This is a genomic window from Arthrobacter sp. Soil_C_60 (genome assembly GCF_057656375.1).
Map to the genome: position 1 here is coordinate 98,772 of NZ_JBDGKM010000009.1, position 19,068 is coordinate 117,839.

A 19,068-nucleotide genomic window follows, 5' to 3' on the forward strand; every position below is an offset into this window, starting at 1 on the left:
TAAGGGCGCCCGGTCAGACCGGGCGCCCTTATGTTGCTGCGGGTAGCGGGGTTATTTGGCGTTCGCGGCTTCCGCTGCGTCGGCAGCTTCGCCGAGCATCGGCAGGAACTGATCCAGTGCCCACGGCAGGCTCAGCGGGGATGCGGCGGAGATGGACAGCGTCAGGGTGTTGTCCGAATCGGCAACCAGAGCGTCATTTTCGACGGCGGGAATCTGGCTCAGCAGCGGATCCTCGATGACCTGCTGCTTGGTCTTGGCATCGGGGACCCAGGTGACGAAAATGTCGGATTCGAGCTCGTTGGCCTTTTCGGCGGACCACGGGATAAAGAACTCGCCGGAGTCGCTGGTGCCTTCCGTGACGACCTCGGCCTGCTTCATGCCGATGCTGGTGAGGAACTTCGGACGGTTGTCGTTCATCGTGTAGACGTTGACGCCGTCGCCCTTGGCGGGCTCCAGATTGCCGTAGATAAACGACTTGCCGGCCAACTGCGGGTACTCGGAGGCCTTGGCATCGATCGTCTGCTCGGTCTCGGCGACCAGCTTCTTGGCTTCCTCGGTCTTGCCCAGTGCCTCGCCGATCATCATCGTGGAGTCCTGCCAGTCCGTGCCGTAGGCCAGTTCCGGATAAGCCACCACGGGAGCGATCTTGCTCAAGGTGTCGTAGTCTTCCTGGGTCAGGCCGGAGTAGGCGGCAAGAATGACATCCGGGGTCAGCGCGGCAATCTCATCAAACGCGATGCCATCGGCCTCGGAGTACTGCTCCGGAGCCTTCTCGGAACCAATGGGAGCCCCGAGCTCCTCAAGCTTGGCATCCTTCCACGGCGTGGATTTGTTCTCGTTTCCGCCCCACTCGACTGCAGGCATTCCGACCGGCACGACGCCGAGCGACAGCGCCACGTCGTCGTTCACCCAGGAAACCGTGGCCACACGTTCCGGCTGCTCTTCGATGACGGTCTCACCAAAGGCATGCTCAATGGTCACCGGGAAGGCATCCGAAGACCCTGCGGCGGTTTCACCACCTGTGGAACCGCCGGCAGGACCGGTGGAACAGGCGGATACGGACAGAAGAACGACGGCGGCTGCGGCAAGCATGCCGCGGACACGGGAAAGGGCCACGATGGGACTCCTCGGCTCAGAGGTAACGAACAAAAGTAAGGGTAGCCTATGCTTCGATTGAATAAGAAACAATCGCGTTACGTATTTATTGCAGTCGTTCCTGGACCTCACACAATCGTCTGCCCGCACGTTTGCGTATCGGAGATAATGGCGTTGTGGAAGGAGCGCTCCCATGCCTGCAGTGCATTCCGTAATCGACACTCCCATCGGCGAGCTCACCCTCGTGGCAGTCGACGGCTCCCTGACCGGTGCATATTTTCCTGCCCATAAACGAATGCCGGATGCCGAAGCCTTTGGTCCCCGCGTGGACGCGGGGTTTACCGAAGCCAAACGCCAGCTGTCGGAGTATTTTGCCGGCGAGCGCACCGAGTTCGACCTGCCGCTGAGCCCCAAGGGCGATGCGTTCCAGCAGAAAGTGTGGGATTTGCTGCGGCGGATTCCGTACGGCCAGACCCGCTCGTACGGCCAGCTAGCCCGGGAACTCGGTGACGCTCATCTTGCCCAGGCCGTCGGCAACGCCAATGGCCGCAACCCGATCTCGATTATCGTGCCGTGCCACCGGGTTGTAGGAGCAGACGGCCGGCTGGTGGGTTATGCCGGCGGACTTGAGCGCAAAAGGTTCCTGCTTGAGCTGGAGGAGCCTGTGGAAATCAAGGCCGCCAAACTTTTCTAGGACGTAACCTCACATTATGTACTCCGGCAGCGTCTACACAGCATGAAACCCTTCGAGCAGCTCGTCACCGAGCACGGCGCGATGGTCCTGCGGGTCTGCCGCGCCGTACTGGGACCGGACGAGGCCGAGGATGCCTGGTCCGAAACGTTCCTGTCCGCTCTCAAGGCCTATCCCGAGCTGCCCGAATCGGCCAATACGGAGGCATGGCTGGTAACCATCGCACACCGCAAAGCCGTTGACGTCACCCGGAAACGGGCGCGTAATCCGCTGCCGGTGGAAGAGCTGCCCGAACGTCCGTCCGCAGATCCGCCGGAAGAGTCCCAGGATTTGTGGGATGCGGTGAAGGCGCTTCCGGACCGGCAGCGTGAGGCCATCGCGTACCACTATCTGGCCGGCCTGCCCCACCGAGAGGTTGCCGCCATTACCGGTTCGACACCGGAAGCGGTCCGGCGTGCGGCCTCGGACGGCATCAAGAACCTGCGGCGGACTTATCTGGTTCCTGCCGCAGTGTCCGTGGCTCCAGTTCCCGTTCCGGTTGGTTCCGCGCCGGCCTCCACCAGCATTTCCGTTCCGAAAGGAGAGGCCCGATGAGCACCGTTGAACCGGAGTCCTCCATCCTGCTGGCCCCGTTGCGGGCCGTTGATCCTGCCGCGCTCCGCGCACTGCAGTCACGGCTGGCGGCCGCTGCCGCCGAAGCCGGTTTGCTGGACTTGTCCTACACAACTCTGGACACTCCCATCGGCAAATTGCTGCTGGCCGCCACGGACCAGGGCCTGGTCCGTGTCGCCTTCGACCGGGAAAACCACGACGCCGTGCTGGAGCAGCTGGCGGACAAAATCAGCCCCCGCATCCTGCACTCCCCGGCCCGGCTGGAGACAGCTGTGCGCCAACTGGACGAGTACTTCGCGGGACACCGCCGGGAGTTCGAGCTGCCGCTGGACTGGCGGTTGGCCAAAGGCTTCCGCCGTGACGTGCTCGCCCACCTGCCGCAGATCGCCTATGGCCGGACCGAAAGCTACGCCCAGGTCGCCGCGGCTGCTGGCAACCCCAAGGCCGTCCGCGCGGTCGGCACCGCCTGCGGCACCAATCCCCTGCCGGTCGTGGTTCCCTGCCATCGGGTGGTCCGCTCCGATGGCAGCTTCGGTGGCTATCTGGGCGGCACTGAAGCCAAGCAGATCCTGCTCACCCTGGAGGCAGCGGCTTGAACGCGCTCTTCGACCCCGTCCCGGCGGAACCCGTGGAGGTCGCTCCCGGCGCCGTCCATGTGCCCGGTTGGCTCAGCCTGGAACAGCAGGCCCAACTGGTGGAAGCCTGCCGCATGTGGGGACGCGGGCCGGTGCCCTTCCGCGCGGCCAAGCTGCCAGGCGGGCATGAGATGAGCGTTCAAACCGTGTGCCTGGGGTGGCACTGGCAGCCCTACAAGTATTCCCGCGTGGCCGAGGATGCCGGCGGCGGCCGCGTGCTTGAGTTCCCGGAGTGGCTGGCCGAGTGGGGACGCAAGGCACTGGCGGACGCCTTCGGTCCTGCGGCGGAGTCCGCAGGCGCTGCCTATAACCCCGACACTGCGCTCATCAACTTCTACGACGACACGGCCAAAATGGGCATGCACCAGGACAAAGATGAGAAAACGGACCTGCCCGTGGTCTCCCTCAGCGTCGGAGACGACTGCCTCTTCCGCTTCGGCAACACGCAGACCCGCACCAAACCGTACACAGATCTCAGGCTCCGCTCCGGGGACCTGTTTGTCTTTGGCGGTCCCAGCCGCTTCGCGTACCACGGTGTACCCAAGATTTACCCCGGTACCGCCGATCCGGCCTGCGGACTGGCATCGGGCCGGCTGAACCTCACCATGCGCGTCACCGGCCTGGCCTGACGCACCCGGACCGGCAGGAGATAATCGAACCCATGGAAAAACTAGCTTCCGGCGTCGTGCTCTGCGAGGACGGGCTGGCCCGACCGGCGTGGGCCGCGGTGGACCCGATGCTGCGCGAGTATTACGACACCGAATGGGGCATGCCCGTCCACGGCGAGCAGGCCATCTACGAACGGATCAGTCTGGAAGGATTCCAGGCCGGGCTGTCCTGGGCCACCATCCTGCGCAAGCGTCCGGCCTTCCGCCAGGCCTTTAAGGACTTCCATCCGGACACAGTTGCCGCTTTCGGCGTCGCCGATGTCGAGCGCCTGATGCGGAACGCCGGGATTGTGCGTAACCGTGCGAAGATCACCGCCGCGATCACCAATGCCAAGGCGACCATCGCCCTGCGCGATGACGGCGGGCTGGATGAGTTCGTTTGGTCCTTCAAACCGGATGCTACTCCGGCGCCCAAAAGCATAGAGCAGGTCCCGACCACATCCGCGGAGTCCATCGCCTTGTCCAAGGCCTTGCGCAAGCGAGGCTTCGCCTTTGTCGGCCCCACCACCATGTTCGCGCTGATGGAAGCCATCGGCATGATCGACACCCACCTGGTGGACAGCCACCGGCGCGGCAGCTCCGGAATCTGGGGCTGAAAAGCCGCCTTGCACGCAGACGGAAAGACCGCACCGAGCTTTCGCCCGAGCCGCGGATTGCGGAACCGTCACAATTTCCGGCCGAATCACGGACCTGACAGCCGCATGCCACAATGATTGCAGATGCCGGTGTCCGCGCCCGCATCTGCCGGCCGGCAACGATGCCGCCCGGGCAAGACGTTGACACGTGCTGTTCGAAGGAGAAGTCGTGACCATACTTGTCGCCTACGCGCCGCGTCCGGAAGGCCGTGCCGCTCTGTCCAAAGGTATCCAGATGGCCACCGCCCAGAACGAGAAGCTGGTCGTTGTCAACGCCAGCCCCGGGGGCCCGCATAAAGACTCCTCGCTGGCAGATACACACGACGCCGAATGGGTCACCCGCGAGCTGAACAATTCCGGCCTGGACGCAGAATTCAAGCAGTTTGTCCGCGGCAAGGACGCTGTGGAGGAGATCCAGGAACTGGCCGAGAGCCTGCCGGCATCGCTGCTGGTCATCGGCCTGCGCAAGCGCACTCCGGTCGGCAAACTCATCATGGGCAGCACCGCCCAGGAAATCCTGCTCACCGTCGACTGCCCCGTGCTGGCGGTCAAAGCCCGCTAAGTGGAGGTTGCACTGGAGGTCCTGCCTCCGTACGACGCCGGTGCGGCGCTGGCGGCCCTGGCCGCCCATGCCGTGCCGGGCCTCGAAACAACGGACCTCGACGCCGGCACCCATACACGGATCTTCGCCACATCGTCGGGCCCGGTCGCCGGGACTGTGCGCTTCGGCCCCGGCGACCCGTCGCTGGCGGTGGAAACCGGTGATCCCGCCACCATCGCCGAAATAACGACGGCGGTGCGGCGCTGGCTTGATCTGGACACGGACCCGGAAACGGTCCGCGGCGTACTGGGGCAGGATCCGCTGGTCGGTCCGCTCCTCGCGGCGCGGCCGGGCCTTCGGATTCCCGGTTACCTGGACGGCTTCGAAGGAGCCGTCTGCACGGTCCTCGGCCAGCAGGTCTCGCTTGCGGCCGCACGGACCTTTGCCGGCAGGCTCCTCAGCGCTTTCGGCAGTCCCGGACGCGCCGGCCTGCACCTGTTCCCGGCCCCATCCACCCTCGCAGGTGCCGGAGCCGAACGGATCCAGCAGGCAGTCGGGCTCACCGGAGCCCGCTCGCGCACAGTCCATGCCCTGGCAGTAGCCTGTGCCGACGGCCTGGCCATTGATCCGGCCGGCGACCATGCCGGGATCCGCCGGCGCCTGCTGGCGTTGCCCGGCATCGGCCCCTGGACCGTGGACTATCTGGCCATGCGTGCACTCGGAGACCGCAATGCCTATCCGGAGGGCGATCTGGTACTCAAACGTGCCCTCGGTGCCAGCTCAGTCCAAGAGGTCCGCGCCCATGGCGAAGCCTGGCGTCCCTTGCGTGCCTACGCTGTCTTCCAGCTCTGGACTGCCGCTGCCTATATTGCCTGACGGCGTCCACATTAGGCGCCGGTGGAGCCAGCACGAACTCCTCGCGATCCGGCCTCCTCGATGCGCCGCAGCAGTTCCTTCGGGAGTTCGAGTTCCGCCGCGCCGAGATTGATCTTCAGGTGCTCGGGCCTGACTGTGCCCACGACGGCGCTGGTAACGTTCTTATTGTTGAGCACGAAGGCCAGTGCTATCTCGCTGGCTTGGAGCCCTTCGATGTCGTTGATAAACCGGAACTTCCGACCATGGATGAACTTTGGCCGATGGTTTTTCAGGGCACGGGCCAAATACCACACGTCGCTGGGCTTCGAGAGCCTAAAGATGTTCCTCGAGTATAAAGTCTGGGCCAGCGGGGACTTGACTATGATCCCCATGCCTGCCGCCCCTGCCCTGGTGATGAGCGGCTCCAGAGAACGGTCAAGCAGGTTGTATTCAAGCATCAGGGCGTCGAAGATGCCGAGCTTCAGCGCCCGTTTCGCGCCACCCGCTCCCGTCGATAGGCCCAGCGCACCGATCATGCCCCTGTCCTTGAGCTTGAGAACTGTTTCGATGGCTGGATCGGCAGGGTGGGGATAGCCATGGAAGTGCAGCAGCGGCAGGTGCTCCAGTTGCAGCCGCCTCAGACTCTCCTGCAGGCTCCGCTCGAGGACGCGCGGCGAAAAGTCCTTCACATTGCGCCCGCCGGACCACAGGGAGCCGACCTTGGTGGAAATGATGAGGTCCCGTCCCCGGCCTTTGAGAATGCGGCCCAGGCGCTCCTCAGCGTTGCCGCGGCTGTAGTTGGGGCCGGTATCGAAAAGGTTGACGCCGCCATCGAGGGCTTGCTCCACCAGACGCGCCGCCTGCCGTTCGCTGAAAGCCTTCATGCCCCAGTAGCCGCCGGCGCCAAAGCTGATTTCTGACACTGACAGTCCGGATTTGCCAAGCTCCCGTTGTTTCATTGCTCCTCTTCATGTGCGCCGGTGTGGCGGCATCAGCCCTTGTTGCCGGTGGTGGCGATGCCTTTGACAAAGTGCTTCTGGCCAAGGAAGAACAGAATGATCATCGGCACCGTGGTGATCACACTGGCGGTCACCACGATTTCCCAGTGCCAGTTGCCGCCAAATCCGAATTGATCCAGCAGCGCTTTCAGACCGCGCGGCACCGTGAACGTGGACGAGTCGCGCAGGTAGATGAGCGGCCGCATCAGGTCTGTCCAGGCCGCCTGGAACTCGAACAGCAGGGTCACTATCAACGCCGGTTTGCACAGCGGCAGCGCGATCCTGCTGAACATATGCCAGTTGTTGGCGCCGTCCACGCGGGCCGCTTCGAACAATTCCCGCGGCAGGCCCAGGAAGAACTGCCGCAGCAGGAAGATGTAGAAGGCGCTGCCGAAGAGGTTGCCGGCCCACAGCGGAGTGAGCGTCCCTACCTGCCCCAGCCCGTTCCAGATCAGGAAGGTGGGGATCATGGTCACCGCGCCGGGGAGCATCATGGTGGCCAGCACGAGGCCGAACAGTGCGTTGCGTCCGCGGAACCGGAAGTAGGCGAAGCCCCAGGCCACCATGGCGCTGGAAATGGTCACCAGCACGGCGGAGAGCACCGTGACAATGGCGGTATTGGCCAGCCACAAGGCCAGCGGCGCCTCCTGCCAGACGGTCAGGTAATTCTCGAATGTGAAGGTTTCCGGAATGAGCTTGTTGTCGAAGACGTCCGAACGTGGCTTGAAGGACGCGCTGACCAGCCACAGCAGCGGATAGGTGAACAGCACGGTTGCAATACCCAGCGCGGCCCAGGTCAGGATCCGGGCCAGCGGGCTACTTCGGCGGCGCGGCCTCCGCTGGCGTTTGCGCTCCCCGGCTTCCTTTTCCTTCTCAATTGCCGGCGGCTGGACAGGCTGGACCCGTTCCAGCTGGGTCCGGGCCATCACTGGCCCCCTTCGTAGTACACCATGCGTTTGCCCACCACCATCTGGACGACCGTCACCGCCAGCACGATGACAAAGAGCACCCAGGCCATCGCGGAGGCGTAGCCCATGTGCAGGAATTCGAAGGCTTGCTGGAAGAGGTAGATGGCGTAGAACAGTGCAGCGTCGTTGGAATACGTGGAATTGCCCGAACCAAAGTACGCCGTATATGCCTCGGTAAACGTCTGGAACGCGGCAATGGTGTTGACGATGGTCAGGAAAAAGAGGCTGCCGCTGATCATCGGCAGGGTAATCTTCCACGTGGTTTGCCGGCTGTTGGCACCGTCCACCTGGGCGGAATCGTATAGTTCCTGCGGGACATTCTGCAGTGCGGCCAGCAGGATGATGGTGGATGCCCCGAGCGTCCACAGGCTCATGATGATCAGGCCGGGCTGGATCCAGGCCGGATCAGTGGTCCAGGCCGGTCCGTTGATGCCGAACCAGCCCAGTACGGTATTCACCAGTCCGTTCTGCCCGTTGAAGAGCAGCAGCAAGAGGATGCCGATAGCCACCGGCGGAGTCATCTTGGGCAGGTAGAACACGGTGCGGAAGAATCCCGAAGCCCGGCCGGAAATCCGGTTCAGGAGCATGGCCAGCAGCAGCGACACTACGATGTGGACCGGCACGGAAAACACCGTGTAAATGAACGTGTTCCACAACGAGAGGCTAATCTTCGGGTCCGCCAGGAGCTGGCGGAAGTTGTCCAGCCCCACGTAGTTCGGGTCGTTAATGACGTCATAGTCGGTCAGCGACAAATAGCCGCTGTAGAGCACCGGCCACAGGGTGAAGACCAGAAACCCGATGATCCAGGGGCTGATGAACAGCAAGGCGGACCGGAGGTTCCGGCGGCGGTTGCGGCGCTGTGCCGGGCGCAACCGCTGCTTGACCCGGGTGGCGGGCCGAAGCGGAGTGGCTGTCATCTAGATATTCCCGCTACTCTTTCTGGTCCCATTGCTCCCATGCGGCGTCCAGGGCAGTCTGTGCTTCTTCCTGCGCCTGCTGCAGGGATCCGGCCGGTTCTGCCTGCCCGTTAAGCACGCGGTTCACTGCATCCAGCCACGCGGTCTTGAACTCGGCGTCCGCCGGGTTGGCCGGCAGCGAGAAGGAATTCTCATTGGCCTCATAGGAAGCGTTGATGGCGTCATCCCACTTGGCCTCGTCCGCGGGCTTGACGAACTCCGCCTTGATTTTCTCGTCGGCGGCGGCATTGCCCGTGAACAGGCCGGTGAAGGGCTTGCCTTCTTCCGCGCGTGCGTCGGAGCGGGCCTGGGCAGCCTTCATCCAGGTGTCCGTAGCGGTCATCGTCTTGATGAAGCGGCAGGCCGCTTCGGGATTTGCGCTGCCTGCCGGAATGGCCCAGGCAGAACCGCTGGCGAAGCTGATCGGCTGTCCTTCCTTGGATTTGACCGTAGTGAAGGCCAGGGAAGCGTCCGGGGAAACATCATTGAGGATGTTGACGTACCACTGCTCCATCGGCATCGCGCCGAGGCTGTCGCTGGCGAATTGGTTCCCGGAACCGAAGAAGTCCGCCGAATCACGGAAGGACTTGACGGCGCTGAACCCGCCCTGGTCATCGTAAATACCGACGGCGAACTCCAGCGCCTGGACCACCTTCGGATCATCCAGCTGGGCAGTACGGCCGTCTTCCGAGATCAGATCCGCACCGTTGGCTTTGGCCCACAGGGGCAGAAATTCCGGCAGTTTGCTGTCAAACCCGATGACCGAGAGCTTGCCGCCGTCGTTCTTGGACAATTTGGCAGAGGCTTCGGTGACCTTGTTCCAGTCCGAACCATCGACGTCGGACAGCGAGACTCCGGCGTCGTCGAGCAGTCCGGCATTGGCCATGATGATCTGGACCTGGTTGAACTCCGGCACGCCGTAGATCCGGTCTTCGAAGGTCACCTGCCCGATGGCAGGCTCGCGGAAGTCCTCAATGGCGATTCCCTCGCCGTCAATGCAGCTGTTCAGCGGGATGATCGCGCCGCGGGAAGCGAACGTGCCCAACTGGTCCCTGTTCGCGTAGATCAGTTCGGGCGGCTGCCCGGAGGCCACCGCCGAGAGGAATTGCTGAATGTCCAGATCGCCCTCGACCAGGCTCACCTCGACCTCCGGCATCGCCTCCTTGGTTGCCTCCAGCCGGGTTTCGGCGACGTCGTCGCTGGCGCCGAAGCCCATGACGCTCAACTCGCCGGCGACCTCCGTATCCGCACCGAAGTCCGCGTCGGTTTCCGTTTCTGCGCCGCCGGTGCCGGTGGCACAGGCGCTCAGCGTGAGCGCCGCTGCGGCGGCAGCGGCGAAGGGGCCCGCGGTGCGGAATGTTTTTTTCATACGCCTCTCTCCTTCGAGAAGTGATGCTGGAAGCCGTGCACTGCGGAGTTAGAGGCCGTAGTAGCGGTTCAGCTTCGCCTCGTCATCGGGAGAGAGACCCTTTTCCGGTTCGATGTCGATTTCCGGCGAATCCTTGATGGTGTCATGGTCGTACGCGACGTGGACGTTTGTGCCTTCAACTCTTGCCCCGGCGAGCGGGATGAAGTGTTCGCGCGTTTCCAGCAGCCCCAGCGCCACCGTAATCCATGCCAGCCGGCCCGTGTCCTTGTCGCGGTGGACCTGTCCCACCAAACCCAGCTTGTGGTCCTTGCTGTCCCACGCCGTAGCGTCTTGCAGCTCGTGGATATCCTGCCGTTGCGTCATCGGATGCTCCTTCATGATGGACAGCATGCTTTCCAATTCAGAAAGTAAACTTATCCAAGAACTTAGCAGTGGCGTTTGACTTGTCAATTACCTTCCGACCGGCGGCCCGGCGGGACCGCAGGAGTGTTACCGGGCCGTTACTTCGGGACGCCGTGCCGATTGCCGTGGCGCCGCAGCACCATGGCCAGCAGGACGCAAAGCAGGTAGCCGGCTCCGACCAGAATCCAGCCCGGACGGAAAGTGCCGCTGGCTTCCAGCAGCAGACCCATCAGCAGCGGGCCTGCGGCAAACCCGGCATACATTCCCATCGAGACCACGCCCGAAGCAGAACCTACGCGCGCCGCGGGCACCACCTTCATGACGCCGGCCATCACCACCACGTTGGTCCCCAGCACCGTGGCCCCGTGCAGGGCGACGCCAAGCCAGAGCAACAGCGGGCTGCCCAATTCGCCGGCCCCCAGCAGCGCCGCCGCACCGAGCAGCGCGCCGAGCCCCAGCAGGATCAGCAGGGTTGATGCCCGCCTGCCCCTGGCCATCTCGCGGCCCCACAGAATGCGCGATGTCACCCCAACCACACCGGAGACGCCTGCGGCCACGCCGCCAAGGAGCAGCGAAAAGTCCAGCTCGCGAACGGTGAACAGCGGCAGGTACACGTTGGTGGCCTGCATGCCGAGCCCGGTCAGCAACGCGTAGCCGGCAAACAGCCAGACGGCCAGCGGATATCCCCTGGTTTCCGCCCCGGCCGGCGGAGCAGCTGCGCGGCCGGGAGTCGCCGTCGTTATTGGTTTTTCCTCCGGCAGGTGCCGCAGGCCGTACAACAACAGCCCGACGGCGACGACTGCGGCAAGCGCGGTGGCTCCTTGCCAGCCCAGCCACAGCGCAACCGGAGGAAAGAACAGGCCGGCGAAAAGCTGGCTGCCCTGCACGCCTGACTGTTTCACACCGATCCAGCCGGGACGTTTGGTCGCCGCCACATGGTGGATGATGATGCGGTTGGTGGTGGGGTTCGAGATGGCCTGGGCAGGACCGGCGAGCAGCGCGGCGACAAGCAGGACGAGGTAGTGGTGCGCCAGCGAGGCTATCACCAGGGCTACCGCGGTACCGGCGAAGATCAGGATCAACTGCGCGCGGTTGGAAATGCGGTCGCTGAGCCGGCCCAGCCACATGCTGCAGACAGCGGCGCTGGCGAAGATTGCCGTCGCCAGCAGGCCGAACTGTGACTCGCTGATGCCCAGATCAGTGATGATCAGCGGGCTCGTGGCGCTCAGCCCGTAGTTCAGCAACGGGCCCACGCCCATGGCGCAGCTGAGGACAAACAGTAAGGCGCCGGTGGGCTGCTTGGTCATAGGTACTTGGTCTCCTGCTCGACTGGAGCCTTGCCGCTCCCTCTGCAGGTTATCGCGCCCGCTGCCTGCCCTTCCCCGCGGCGGCATGACTTTGACGCTTAGGTCCGGCTCGCAGGTGCCGAGACCTCTTGCCCGGCCGTGAGTGCGGGCCTGCAGATCGCCTCAATCTGGCGGTGGATGTCCTGCACCGGCCGGTCGGCCTGCACCAGGCGGAAGCTGCCGAAGTCCGTCAAGCTGCGGTAAGCCGCGTCCAGGTCCCGCAGGTCCTCCAGCGTTTCGGTATCGGTGCCACGGACCTCGATGCGCTCCAGTGCGCGGGCGGGAGAAATCTCGAAATAAAGCACAAAGTCGGGCCGGGGAACGAACTTCCGGAGCAGGCGCAGCAAGAGTCCGGGTGCGACGCCACGTTTCGCGTTCGCTGCCAACTGGCAGTACAGGTACCGGTCGTGGATTTCGACGTCGGCAGGAGCCATTGAGGCAAGGCTGCCGAGCAGGGCGAAGGCCCGGACCACCGTTTCATAGCGGCTGAGCAACCTGGCGCCGAGCATCTTTTCCGCGCTGCTACCGAGCCGGCGGGCAAAAGTGTCCAGCGTCCTGCGCCCGCCCGGGTTCCGGCACAGCCGCACCTGCGCCCCACCCAAGGTGAGCTGGTCCGCCAGGTAACGCGCCGCCGTCGTTTTTCCGGCGCCGTCGATACCAATCAACGCGATTCGCAATGGCGCTGATTGGCGATGGCGTGCGGGCATTGGCGGTGGCTCCTTTCCGGGGCGGAGCATCTACTTTAGCTGGTTTCCATAGGCAGAGTCTGTGTGGTTCCTGAGTGGTTGCTGATGATTCCTTCAGGCTGCGCGTAGCAGAAACAGTCCAGACGGGGACGTACGACACACCGGCGCGCCACTGCGATTCTGCCGCGGTTATCACCCTAGCCCAACTATGATCAACCTGGGCGGCCCCGATACGGGGCCTGAGTTGGGGGAAGGTTGCGTGGAGGCTGACGAATCGTGGCGCGCCCGCGAGGCGCTGCGGCAGTTCAGACGTGCAGGCATAGCACTGCTTGCCGTCGGGGCATTCTGGCTCTGGCTCCTGCTCGGCAGTGCCGAGTTCATCGCCGCTATCTTCCAGTCACCAAAAGCAATCGTCGTCGCATTCTATGGCGGCGCCGTGCTCGTCCTGGTGTCCCTGCTCGTTGCCCTGACCGCCATCATGGTCCTCCTGGCCAACTGGCCGGACAAGTCCCAGCGCGCGGCCGCCTACAGCACCACACAGGAGCGCACGAGCGAGGCCGTCGCCCTTGTACTGCGGCAGGTCCGCAGCAAAACCGGCATGCTTCGCTCCGGCGGCCCGCTTTGGCCCGGTGGTTTATCGTTGCACGTCATCCGCGGCCATCTTTCAGGGCGGCTGCCAGTTCTTCGCGTCCGGCTGCTTGCTGCCGCCGGACGGCTTACCGGATGGGCGGCCCGGTCCGCTGCCGGGTTGGTGCGACAGGCGACCGGCATGGGGCGGAGTTTCGCCGGACGCAAGATCGCACGCACGATACTGGGCCTCCAACGCAAGGACGCTCCCCTGGTAGGCGTCGGCCCGCTCCCCCGCGCAGAAGCTGCCCGGATTCAGCCTCCCGTCGCCAGGCCGGCAGGACCTGCATCCGCACGCACATCCCTCCCGGTGCGGCGGCCTCCGATGCCTAGCAGGCCGCCGGCTTCCGCCGCGGTTCCACATCCTCCCCAAGACCGGCGGGACATCGCCTCCTAAGCAACCGGCGGGGACCCTGGCTGCCGCATCTGGTGAGCGGCACGCCAAAACCTGTCGTTCCCCCTGCACTTGATGGCCGAGGTCACGGTCCCATGAGGCCAACTTCACCCGCTGTGGTGGCCGGATTCACCTCGTTTTGGTCAGTTGTGTCAGGCCGCCTTAACTAAAATTGAATCAGGGCCACAGATCGTGTAAGCCCGCCTACTTCACACTTCATTTCACGCCTTTTCAGGCACCCTATTTTCCCGGAGGAAATATGCTTCGCACTCGTCAGCGCGTCGGTCACGATATCCTGCTGGCCCGGCACGGCCGCAGCATTGCGTCCATGCGGCTGGACCGCCACTCGAACTCGGTGATCGCCGTTCTGGATGACGGCACCGTGGACCGGGCCCCGAACCTCATCGCCGCGGATCTGGCTTTGCCGGCGGATCGGACGAGCCTGACCTCGGAGGACCGCAAGGTCCTCGGCATCATGACCGCGGCATGCGCCGGACTCGGCGCCCTCATGGTCGGCGCCGTACTGGCCATGGTGCAGTTCGGCGAACAGCTCGGCCTGACCGAAGCCGCCCAGTACCTCAGCACCTACTAGCCCGCACACCGCCGGTCACGGCGAGGGCGAGCCGCCATTAACGTTCAGCGTCTCGCCCATGACGTAGCTGGATTCCGACGACGCCAGGAACACATAGGCCGGAGCGAGCTCGGTAGGCTGCCCTGCCCTGCCGATCGGCGTGGACTTGCCGAACTTCGGCAGGGCTTCCTTCGGCTGTCCGTCGCTGACCTGCAGCGGAGTCCAGAACGGCCCCGGGGCAACGGCATTCACCCGGATGCCACGCGGCGCCAACTGCTGGGCCAGGCCCTTAGTGAAGTTATTGATCGCTCCCTTGGTGGCCGCATAGTCGATCAGCGTCGGCGAGGGCTGGTAGGCCTGGATCGACGTCGTATTGATAATGCTGGAGCCGGGCTGCAGGTGCGGCAGGGCCGCCTTCGTGATCCAGAAGAATGCATAGATGTTGGTCATGAAGGTCTTGTCGAACTGCTCGTCGCTGAGGTCTTCAAGCTTCTCGACGGCGATCTGCCGCCCGGCGTTATTCACCAGGATATCCAGGCCGCCGAGGCCTTCCACTGCGTTCGTGACCAGTTCGCGGCAGGTGTTTGAATCGGTCAGGTCGCCCGGCAGCTGGACCGCTTTCTGACCAGCCTCTTCGATCACCCGGGCCACGACCTTGGCGTCTTCCTCCTCTTCCGGCAGATAGGACAAGGCTACGTCCGCCCCTTCACGCGCGAAGGCAATCGCCACCGCCGCACCGATGCCGGAATCCGAGCCCGTAATCAGCGCCTTGCGGCCCTTCAGCCTGCCCGTTCCTCGGTAGGTGTCTTCGCCGCGATCGGTCTGGGGCTCCAGCTCCTTGTCCAGCCCGGGTTCCGGCTGGTCCTGCTTGGGCGGCTCGATGCTGGGGTAACGCTTGACGGGATCTTGGAAGGTGTACTGGTCCTGGCCCATTACTGCTCCAATCGGTAGTCAAAAACTAAGCTTGCTTACCAGCCTATTGGTCACAGTTCGGGTGTCAATCCCGGAACGCTCCCCAGAGAGACAGACGCCGGGGCCGCCAGCAGAAAGCACCGCCGGCGCCGGTCCACTATTCCATTGACCCCGCGTGGACGGCAGGTCTACCGTTTGGCCATGAAGATCTCCGTCATCGGCACCGGGGCCGTTGGCCGCAGACTTTCGGCAGCCTTGGAGAGGGCCGGCCATGAGGTGCTGCTCGGCAGCCGCGACCCGGCGCAGACCCTTGCCCGGACGGAAGCATCCGCCACGGGCGCGCCCCCGATCAGCGCGTGGCACGAAGACCATTCCGGCATCCCGTTGGTTCCGCTGGCAGAAGCGGGTAACCACGCGGAGGTCATCGTGAATGCGACCCAGGGCGCAGCATCGCTTGCGGCTTTGGAAGCAGTCGGCCCTCGGGAGGGCCAGACCATCGTGGATGTCTCCAATCCGTTGGACCCTTCCTCCGGGTTTCCGCCGTCGCTCTCCATCTGCAACACCGACAGCCTGGCCGAGCAACTGCAGCGCCGTTTCCCCGCGGCCAAGGTAGTCAAGACATTGAACACGGTCAACAACATGCTGATGGTGGACCCGGCCCGGCTGCCGGAACCGCACAACGTGTTTGTCGCCGGAGACGACGCCGACGCGAAGGCACTGGTCACCGGGCTCCTGCGTCAGCTGGGCTGGCCCGCCGAGGACATCCTGGATCTGGGCGGCTTGGAGTCCGCGCGCGGCATGGAGATGTACCTGCCGCTGTGGCTGCGGCTGATGGGTGCACTGGGCCACGCGGACTTCAACATCAAGATCGTCAGGAAAGAGTGAACGGCCGCGGCAAATGCCGCGACCGTCCAATCCATCTAAAGCGCTACCTGTGGTCGCTTAGCACTCCACCACGTTGACGGCCAGGCCGCCCATCGCGGTTTCCTTGTACTTGGAGCTCATATCCTTGCCCGTTTCGCGCATGGTGATGATGACCTCGTCCAGCGAGACACGGTGCGTGCCATCGCCCCACAGCGCCATCTTGGCCGCGTTCACGGCCTTGGCGGCCCCAATCGCGTTGCGCTCGATGCACGGTACCTGCACCAGGCCGCCGATCGGATCGCAGGTCAACCCCAGGTTGTGCTCCATGGCAATCTCGGCCGCGTTTTCCACCTGCGCGGGGCTGCCGCCCATGACCTCGGCCAGGCCTGCGGCGGCCATGGAGGAAGCGGAACCCACTTCGCCCTGGCAGCCCACCTCGGCGCCGGAGATGGACGCCTGCTCCTTGTAAAGCACGCCGACGGCCGCGGCCGCCAGCAGGAACTTCACGATGACATCTTCCTTGTCAGCCTGCGTCGCCTTCTCCATGCCTGGCGCGTAGTGCGTGGCATAGAACATGACTGCGGGAATGATGCCCGCGGCGCCGTTGGTCGGTGCCGTGACAACCCGCCCGCCGGAAGCGTTCTCCTCGTTCACGGCCAGCGCCACGAGGTTCACCCATTCCTGCCAGTACTTGTGGTCCCGGTCCTTGTCTTCCTTGCGCAGCCGGTCATGCCAGTCAGGCGCACGACGGCGGACGTTCAGTCCCCCGGGCAAGACACCTTCGCGCTTGATGGCGGAGTCCTTGCATTCCTCCATCACCTGCCAGATGTGGATCAGGCCTGCGCGGATGTCCGCCTCGGAGCGCGAGGCCTTCTCGTTGAGCATCATGATGTCGCTGATGCCCAGGCCGGTGTTACGGCAGTGTTCCAGCAGTTCCGCCGCGGTCCGGAAGGGGTACGGCAGCTCCTGCTTGGAGGCATCCAGCTCCCGCGCGGCCTCATCTTCCTCGCCGTCGCGGACAATGAAGCCGCCGCCCACGGAAAAGAACGTTGCCTCGTGAAGGACCGCACCGGCGTCGTCGGTCACCTGGAATTTCATCCCGTTGGTGTGCCGGGGCAGCACGGTGAGCGGATGCTGCACCATGTCCTCGACCTTGTAGTCCAGGACCACACCGGCCGAGCCCTCAACCTGCGAGCACAACTGCAACTCGCCGGTTGAAGCCATGTCTGCGAGACGGGATTCGACTTCATCCGGCAGGATCTGTTCTGGCTGGAAACCCTCCAGCCCCAGCATCACTGCCGTGAAGGTGCCGTGGCCGCGGCCGGTAGCCGCGAGCGATCCGTACAGGTCAACCCGCAGTCCGGCCACGCGGTCCAGCAAGCCAGTTGAAACCAGCTCCTCGGCAAAAACGGCAGCCGCCCGCATCGGACCGACGGTGTGCGAACTGGAGGGGCCGATGCCCACGGTAAAGAGGTCGAATACGCCTACAGCCATGATGGCTCCTTAATGCCCTTCGGCGGCTTGTTGCCGCTTCCGGTTAGAGACGATGAATAACGACGGCGGTACCAGCGGCTGTTAGGACAGCTCGCCGCCGTTCTTGGAACTGTAATCCTCGGCCGAGAGCAGGGGGCCCTCTTCCGAAACGTTGACGGTGAACAGCCAGCCCTTGCCATACGGATCCGAGTTCAGCAGGGCCGGATCGTCGATGGCTACCTGGTTGACCTCGGTGATCTCGCCGGAAACCGGTGCGTAGATGTCGGAGACGGACTTGGTGGACTCCACCTCGCCGCAGGTTTCGCCGGCGGTGATCGTGGAGCCGACCTCGGGCAGGTCAATGTAGACCACGTCGCCGAGCGCGTCGGTGGCGACCTGCGAGAGGCCGACCTTGACCGGGTTGGAAGCGTCCACCCACTCGTGCTCTTCGGAGTAACGCAGGTTGGAAAGAACTGTGCTCATGGATAGAACCTTTCGAAAGAGGGGAAAATCAGGAAGAACAGCGGCCGCCGGCAATAATCCGTCAGCGCACGGCCGATATGAATTAGTAGCGGCAGTGTCTTAGGAATGGATTATTGCCGGCAGCTTCGTGGCAGGTTTGCTTACTTGTCGCGCTTGTAGAAGGGCAGTGCGACGACCTCGAACGGCTCGGGCTTGCCGCGCAGGTCAACGTCGAGCCGGCTGCCGGGTTCGATGTGCTCGATATCGACATAAGCCAGCGCAACAGGGTAACCGAGTGTGGGGCTCGGCTGGCCCGAGGTCACTTCGCCAACAGCCTGGCCGTCCTTGGAGACCGGGTAGTGCGAGCGGGCGGCACGGCGGCCAAGGCCCTTCAGACCGACCAGCTTGCGCTTGGAGCCGCGTTCCTTCTGGGCTTCGAGCGCGGCACGGCCGACGAATTCGCCTTCCTTCTTCAGAGCGACGATGGGGCCAAGTCCGGCGTCGTACGGGCTGACTTCCAGGGACAGTTCGTTGCCGTAGAGCGGCATACCGGCTTCCAACCGCAGCGAATCGCGGGCGGCGAGGCCGGCGGGCACCAGATCGAAGTCCTTGCCTGCCGACAGCAGGGCGGACCACAGCGAAGCGGCGTTTTCGTTCGGGACGTAGATCTCGAACCCGTCTTCGCCGGTGTAGCCGGTGCGGGCCAGCAGCAGCTTGAGCGGAGCACCGCTCACAGTGAAGTGGACCTCGTCCGCAACGTAGTACTTCATCTCGGTCACGGTGGCGTGGTCGGCCGCGGCCACCAGCTGCTTCAGGATGTCCACGGAGTTTGGCCCCTGGACAGCCACCAGCGAGATGGACGCGGTGGCGTCCTCCACCGTCACGTCGAAGTCCTGCGCACGGTCGGCCAGGGCCTCGGCTACGGCCTTGGCGTTGCCCGCGTTCGGCACCACCAGGAACTTGTCCTCCGCGCGGCGGTAGCTGATCAGGTCATCGATGATGCCGCCGTCTTCGTTGCAGATCAGAGAATACTTGGCCTTACCAACGGCGACCGCGGAGAGCCGGCTCACCAGCGCATAGTCGAGGAACCTCCCGGCGTCGGGGCCGGTAACCCAGACCTCGCCCATGTGGGAGAGGTCGAACAGGCCGGCAGCCTTGCGCACGGCGTGGTGCTCGGCCAGTTCGCTCTGGTATTTCAGCGGCATCTGCCAGCCGCCGAAGTCCGTGAAGGAGGCGCCCAGCTTCTGGTGCTCTTCATACAGGGCGGTGTACTGCTTCGTAGCGGTTTCAGCGCTCATGGTCTGGAAC

At 64.2% G+C, this 19,068-nt stretch carries 22 protein-coding genes; 10 read left to right on the forward strand and 12 right to left on the reverse strand.

Going from position 1 to position 19,068, the window contains the following annotated elements; all coding sequences use genetic code 11:
- Nucleotides 1–51 precede the first annotated feature (51 nt).
- Nucleotides 52–1,092, reverse strand: a complete 1,041-nt coding sequence (locus tag AC3A4M_RS17225; RefSeq protein WP_498737374.1) for an iron-siderophore ABC transporter substrate-binding protein — start codon at nucleotides 1,090–1,092, stop codon at nucleotides 52–54.
- A 196-nt stretch (nucleotides 1,093–1,288) separates the two neighbouring features.
- Between AC3A4M_RS17225 and AC3A4M_RS17230 the strand changes: the two genes are divergently transcribed.
- The 7 genes from AC3A4M_RS17230 (at nucleotide 1,289) to AC3A4M_RS17260 (ending at nucleotide 5,753) form a co-directional block, all read left to right on the forward strand.
- Nucleotides 1,289–1,789: a methylated-DNA--[protein]-cysteine S-methyltransferase gene (locus AC3A4M_RS17230; protein ID WP_498732188.1), complete on the forward strand. Its 501-nt coding sequence runs from the start codon at nucleotides 1,289–1,291 to the stop codon at nucleotides 1,787–1,789.
- Between the two features lie 42 nt (nucleotides 1,790–1,831).
- Complete coding sequence (locus AC3A4M_RS17235) at nucleotides 1,832–2,380, forward strand: RNA polymerase sigma factor (RefSeq protein WP_498737209.1); 549 nt, start codon at nucleotides 1,832–1,834, stop codon at nucleotides 2,378–2,380.
- The gene (locus AC3A4M_RS17240; RefSeq protein ID WP_498737211.1) at nucleotides 2,377–2,994 is read left to right on the forward strand and encodes a methylated-DNA--[protein]-cysteine S-methyltransferase; all 618 of its coding nucleotides are present in this window, start codon (nucleotides 2,377–2,379) and stop codon (nucleotides 2,992–2,994) included. Before AC3A4M_RS17235 ends, AC3A4M_RS17240 begins: the two co-directional genes overlap by 4 nt.
- Complete coding sequence (locus AC3A4M_RS17245) at nucleotides 2,991–3,662, forward strand: alpha-ketoglutarate-dependent dioxygenase AlkB family protein (protein ID WP_498737212.1); 672 nt, start codon at nucleotides 2,991–2,993, stop codon at nucleotides 3,660–3,662. The genes AC3A4M_RS17240 and AC3A4M_RS17245 overlap by 4 nt, the downstream gene beginning before the upstream one ends.
- 32 nt (nucleotides 3,663–3,694) lie before the next feature.
- The gene (locus AC3A4M_RS17250; RefSeq protein ID WP_498737214.1) at nucleotides 3,695–4,297 is read left to right on the forward strand and encodes a DNA-3-methyladenine glycosylase I; all 603 of its coding nucleotides are present in this window, start codon (nucleotides 3,695–3,697) and stop codon (nucleotides 4,295–4,297) included.
- Between the two features lie 208 nt (nucleotides 4,298–4,505).
- The gene (locus tag AC3A4M_RS17255; RefSeq protein ID WP_074701012.1) at nucleotides 4,506–4,898 is read left to right on the forward strand and encodes a universal stress protein; all 393 of its coding nucleotides are present in this window, start codon (nucleotides 4,506–4,508) and stop codon (nucleotides 4,896–4,898) included.
- On the forward strand, nucleotides 4,899–5,753 hold the full coding sequence (locus AC3A4M_RS17260; RefSeq protein ID WP_498737216.1) for a DNA-3-methyladenine glycosylase family protein: 855 nt from the start codon (nucleotides 4,899–4,901) through the stop codon (nucleotides 5,751–5,753).
- An 11-nt stretch (nucleotides 5,754–5,764) separates the two neighbouring features.
- Here the strand turns inward: AC3A4M_RS17260 and AC3A4M_RS17265 are convergent, their stop codons facing one another.
- The 7 genes from AC3A4M_RS17265 to AC3A4M_RS17295 form a co-directional block, all read right to left on the reverse strand.
- Entirely contained in the window at nucleotides 5,765–6,691 is a 927-nt protein-coding gene (locus AC3A4M_RS17265; protein WP_498737217.1) for an aldo/keto reductase, read from the reverse strand.
- 32 nt (nucleotides 6,692–6,723) lie between these two features.
- A complete protein-coding gene (locus AC3A4M_RS17270; protein ID WP_498737219.1) occupies nucleotides 6,724–7,656 on the reverse strand; it encodes a carbohydrate ABC transporter permease in 933 nt (310 codons plus the stop codon).
- Complete coding sequence (locus tag AC3A4M_RS17275) at nucleotides 7,656–8,615, reverse strand: carbohydrate ABC transporter permease (protein ID WP_498737221.1); 960 nt, start codon at nucleotides 8,613–8,615, stop codon at nucleotides 7,656–7,658. Before AC3A4M_RS17275 ends, AC3A4M_RS17270 begins: the two co-directional genes overlap by 1 nt.
- Before the next feature lie 13 nt (nucleotides 8,616–8,628).
- Complete coding sequence (locus AC3A4M_RS17280; RefSeq protein ID WP_498737223.1) at nucleotides 8,629–10,023, reverse strand: extracellular solute-binding protein; 1,395 nt, start codon at nucleotides 10,021–10,023, stop codon at nucleotides 8,629–8,631.
- A gap of 48 nt (nucleotides 10,024–10,071) precedes the next feature.
- Nucleotides 10,072–10,386 carry a PRC-barrel domain-containing protein gene (locus AC3A4M_RS17285; protein WP_498732197.1) on the reverse strand — a complete coding sequence of 105 codons (315 nt, stop codon included), beginning with the start codon at nucleotides 10,384–10,386 and terminating at the stop codon, nucleotides 10,072–10,074.
- 137 nt (nucleotides 10,387–10,523) lie between these two features.
- The gene (locus AC3A4M_RS17290; protein WP_498737224.1) at nucleotides 10,524–11,732 is read right to left on the reverse strand and encodes an MFS transporter; all 1,209 of its coding nucleotides are present in this window, start codon (nucleotides 11,730–11,732) and stop codon (nucleotides 10,524–10,526) included.
- A 98-nt stretch (nucleotides 11,733–11,830) separates the two neighbouring features.
- The gene (locus AC3A4M_RS17295; RefSeq protein ID WP_498737226.1) at nucleotides 11,831–12,478 is read right to left on the reverse strand and encodes a dTMP kinase; all 648 of its coding nucleotides are present in this window, start codon (nucleotides 12,476–12,478) and stop codon (nucleotides 11,831–11,833) included.
- A gap of 238 nt (nucleotides 12,479–12,716) precedes the next feature.
- On the opposite strand from AC3A4M_RS17295, the gene AC3A4M_RS17300 reads away from it, so the two are divergent.
- Nucleotides 12,717–13,481, forward strand: a complete 765-nt coding sequence (locus AC3A4M_RS17300; RefSeq protein ID WP_498737228.1) for a hypothetical protein — start codon at nucleotides 12,717–12,719, stop codon at nucleotides 13,479–13,481.
- Between the two features lie 256 nt (nucleotides 13,482–13,737).
- Nucleotides 13,738–14,070 (forward strand): hypothetical protein, encoded by a 333-nt coding sequence (locus AC3A4M_RS17305; RefSeq protein ID WP_498737230.1) that lies wholly within the window; start codon nucleotides 13,738–13,740, stop codon nucleotides 14,068–14,070.
- Between the two features lie 15 nt (nucleotides 14,071–14,085).
- On the opposite strand, the gene AC3A4M_RS17310 is transcribed toward AC3A4M_RS17305, so the two are convergent.
- Nucleotides 14,086–14,982 (reverse strand): glucose 1-dehydrogenase, encoded by an 897-nt coding sequence (locus AC3A4M_RS17310; RefSeq protein ID WP_498737231.1) that lies wholly within the window; start codon nucleotides 14,980–14,982, stop codon nucleotides 14,086–14,088.
- Nucleotides 14,983–15,162: 180 nt separating this feature from the next.
- Here AC3A4M_RS17310 and AC3A4M_RS17315 point away from each other — a divergent pair, with 180 nt between their 5' ends.
- On the forward strand, nucleotides 15,163–15,846 hold the full coding sequence (locus AC3A4M_RS17315) for an NADPH-dependent F420 reductase (protein WP_498737233.1): 684 nt from the start codon (nucleotides 15,163–15,165) through the stop codon (nucleotides 15,844–15,846).
- A gap of 57 nt (nucleotides 15,847–15,903) precedes the next feature.
- Here AC3A4M_RS17315 and AC3A4M_RS17320 read toward each other — a convergent pair whose 3' ends face one another.
- The 3 genes from AC3A4M_RS17320 to gcvT form a co-directional block, all read right to left on the reverse strand.
- Entirely contained in the window at nucleotides 15,904–17,319 is a 1,416-nt protein-coding gene (locus tag AC3A4M_RS17320) for an L-serine ammonia-lyase (RefSeq protein WP_498732206.1), read from the reverse strand.
- 81 nt (nucleotides 17,320–17,400) lie between these two features.
- Nucleotides 17,401–17,781, reverse strand: coding sequence for a glycine cleavage system protein GcvH (gcvH, locus tag AC3A4M_RS17325; protein ID WP_498737235.1), 381 nt, complete (start codon nucleotides 17,779–17,781; stop codon nucleotides 17,401–17,403).
- A gap of 140 nt (nucleotides 17,782–17,921) precedes the next feature.
- Entirely contained in the window at nucleotides 17,922–19,058 is a 1,137-nt protein-coding gene (gene gcvT, locus AC3A4M_RS17330; RefSeq protein WP_498737237.1) for a glycine cleavage system aminomethyltransferase GcvT, read from the reverse strand.
- Nucleotides 19,059–19,068: the final 10 nt, after the last annotated feature.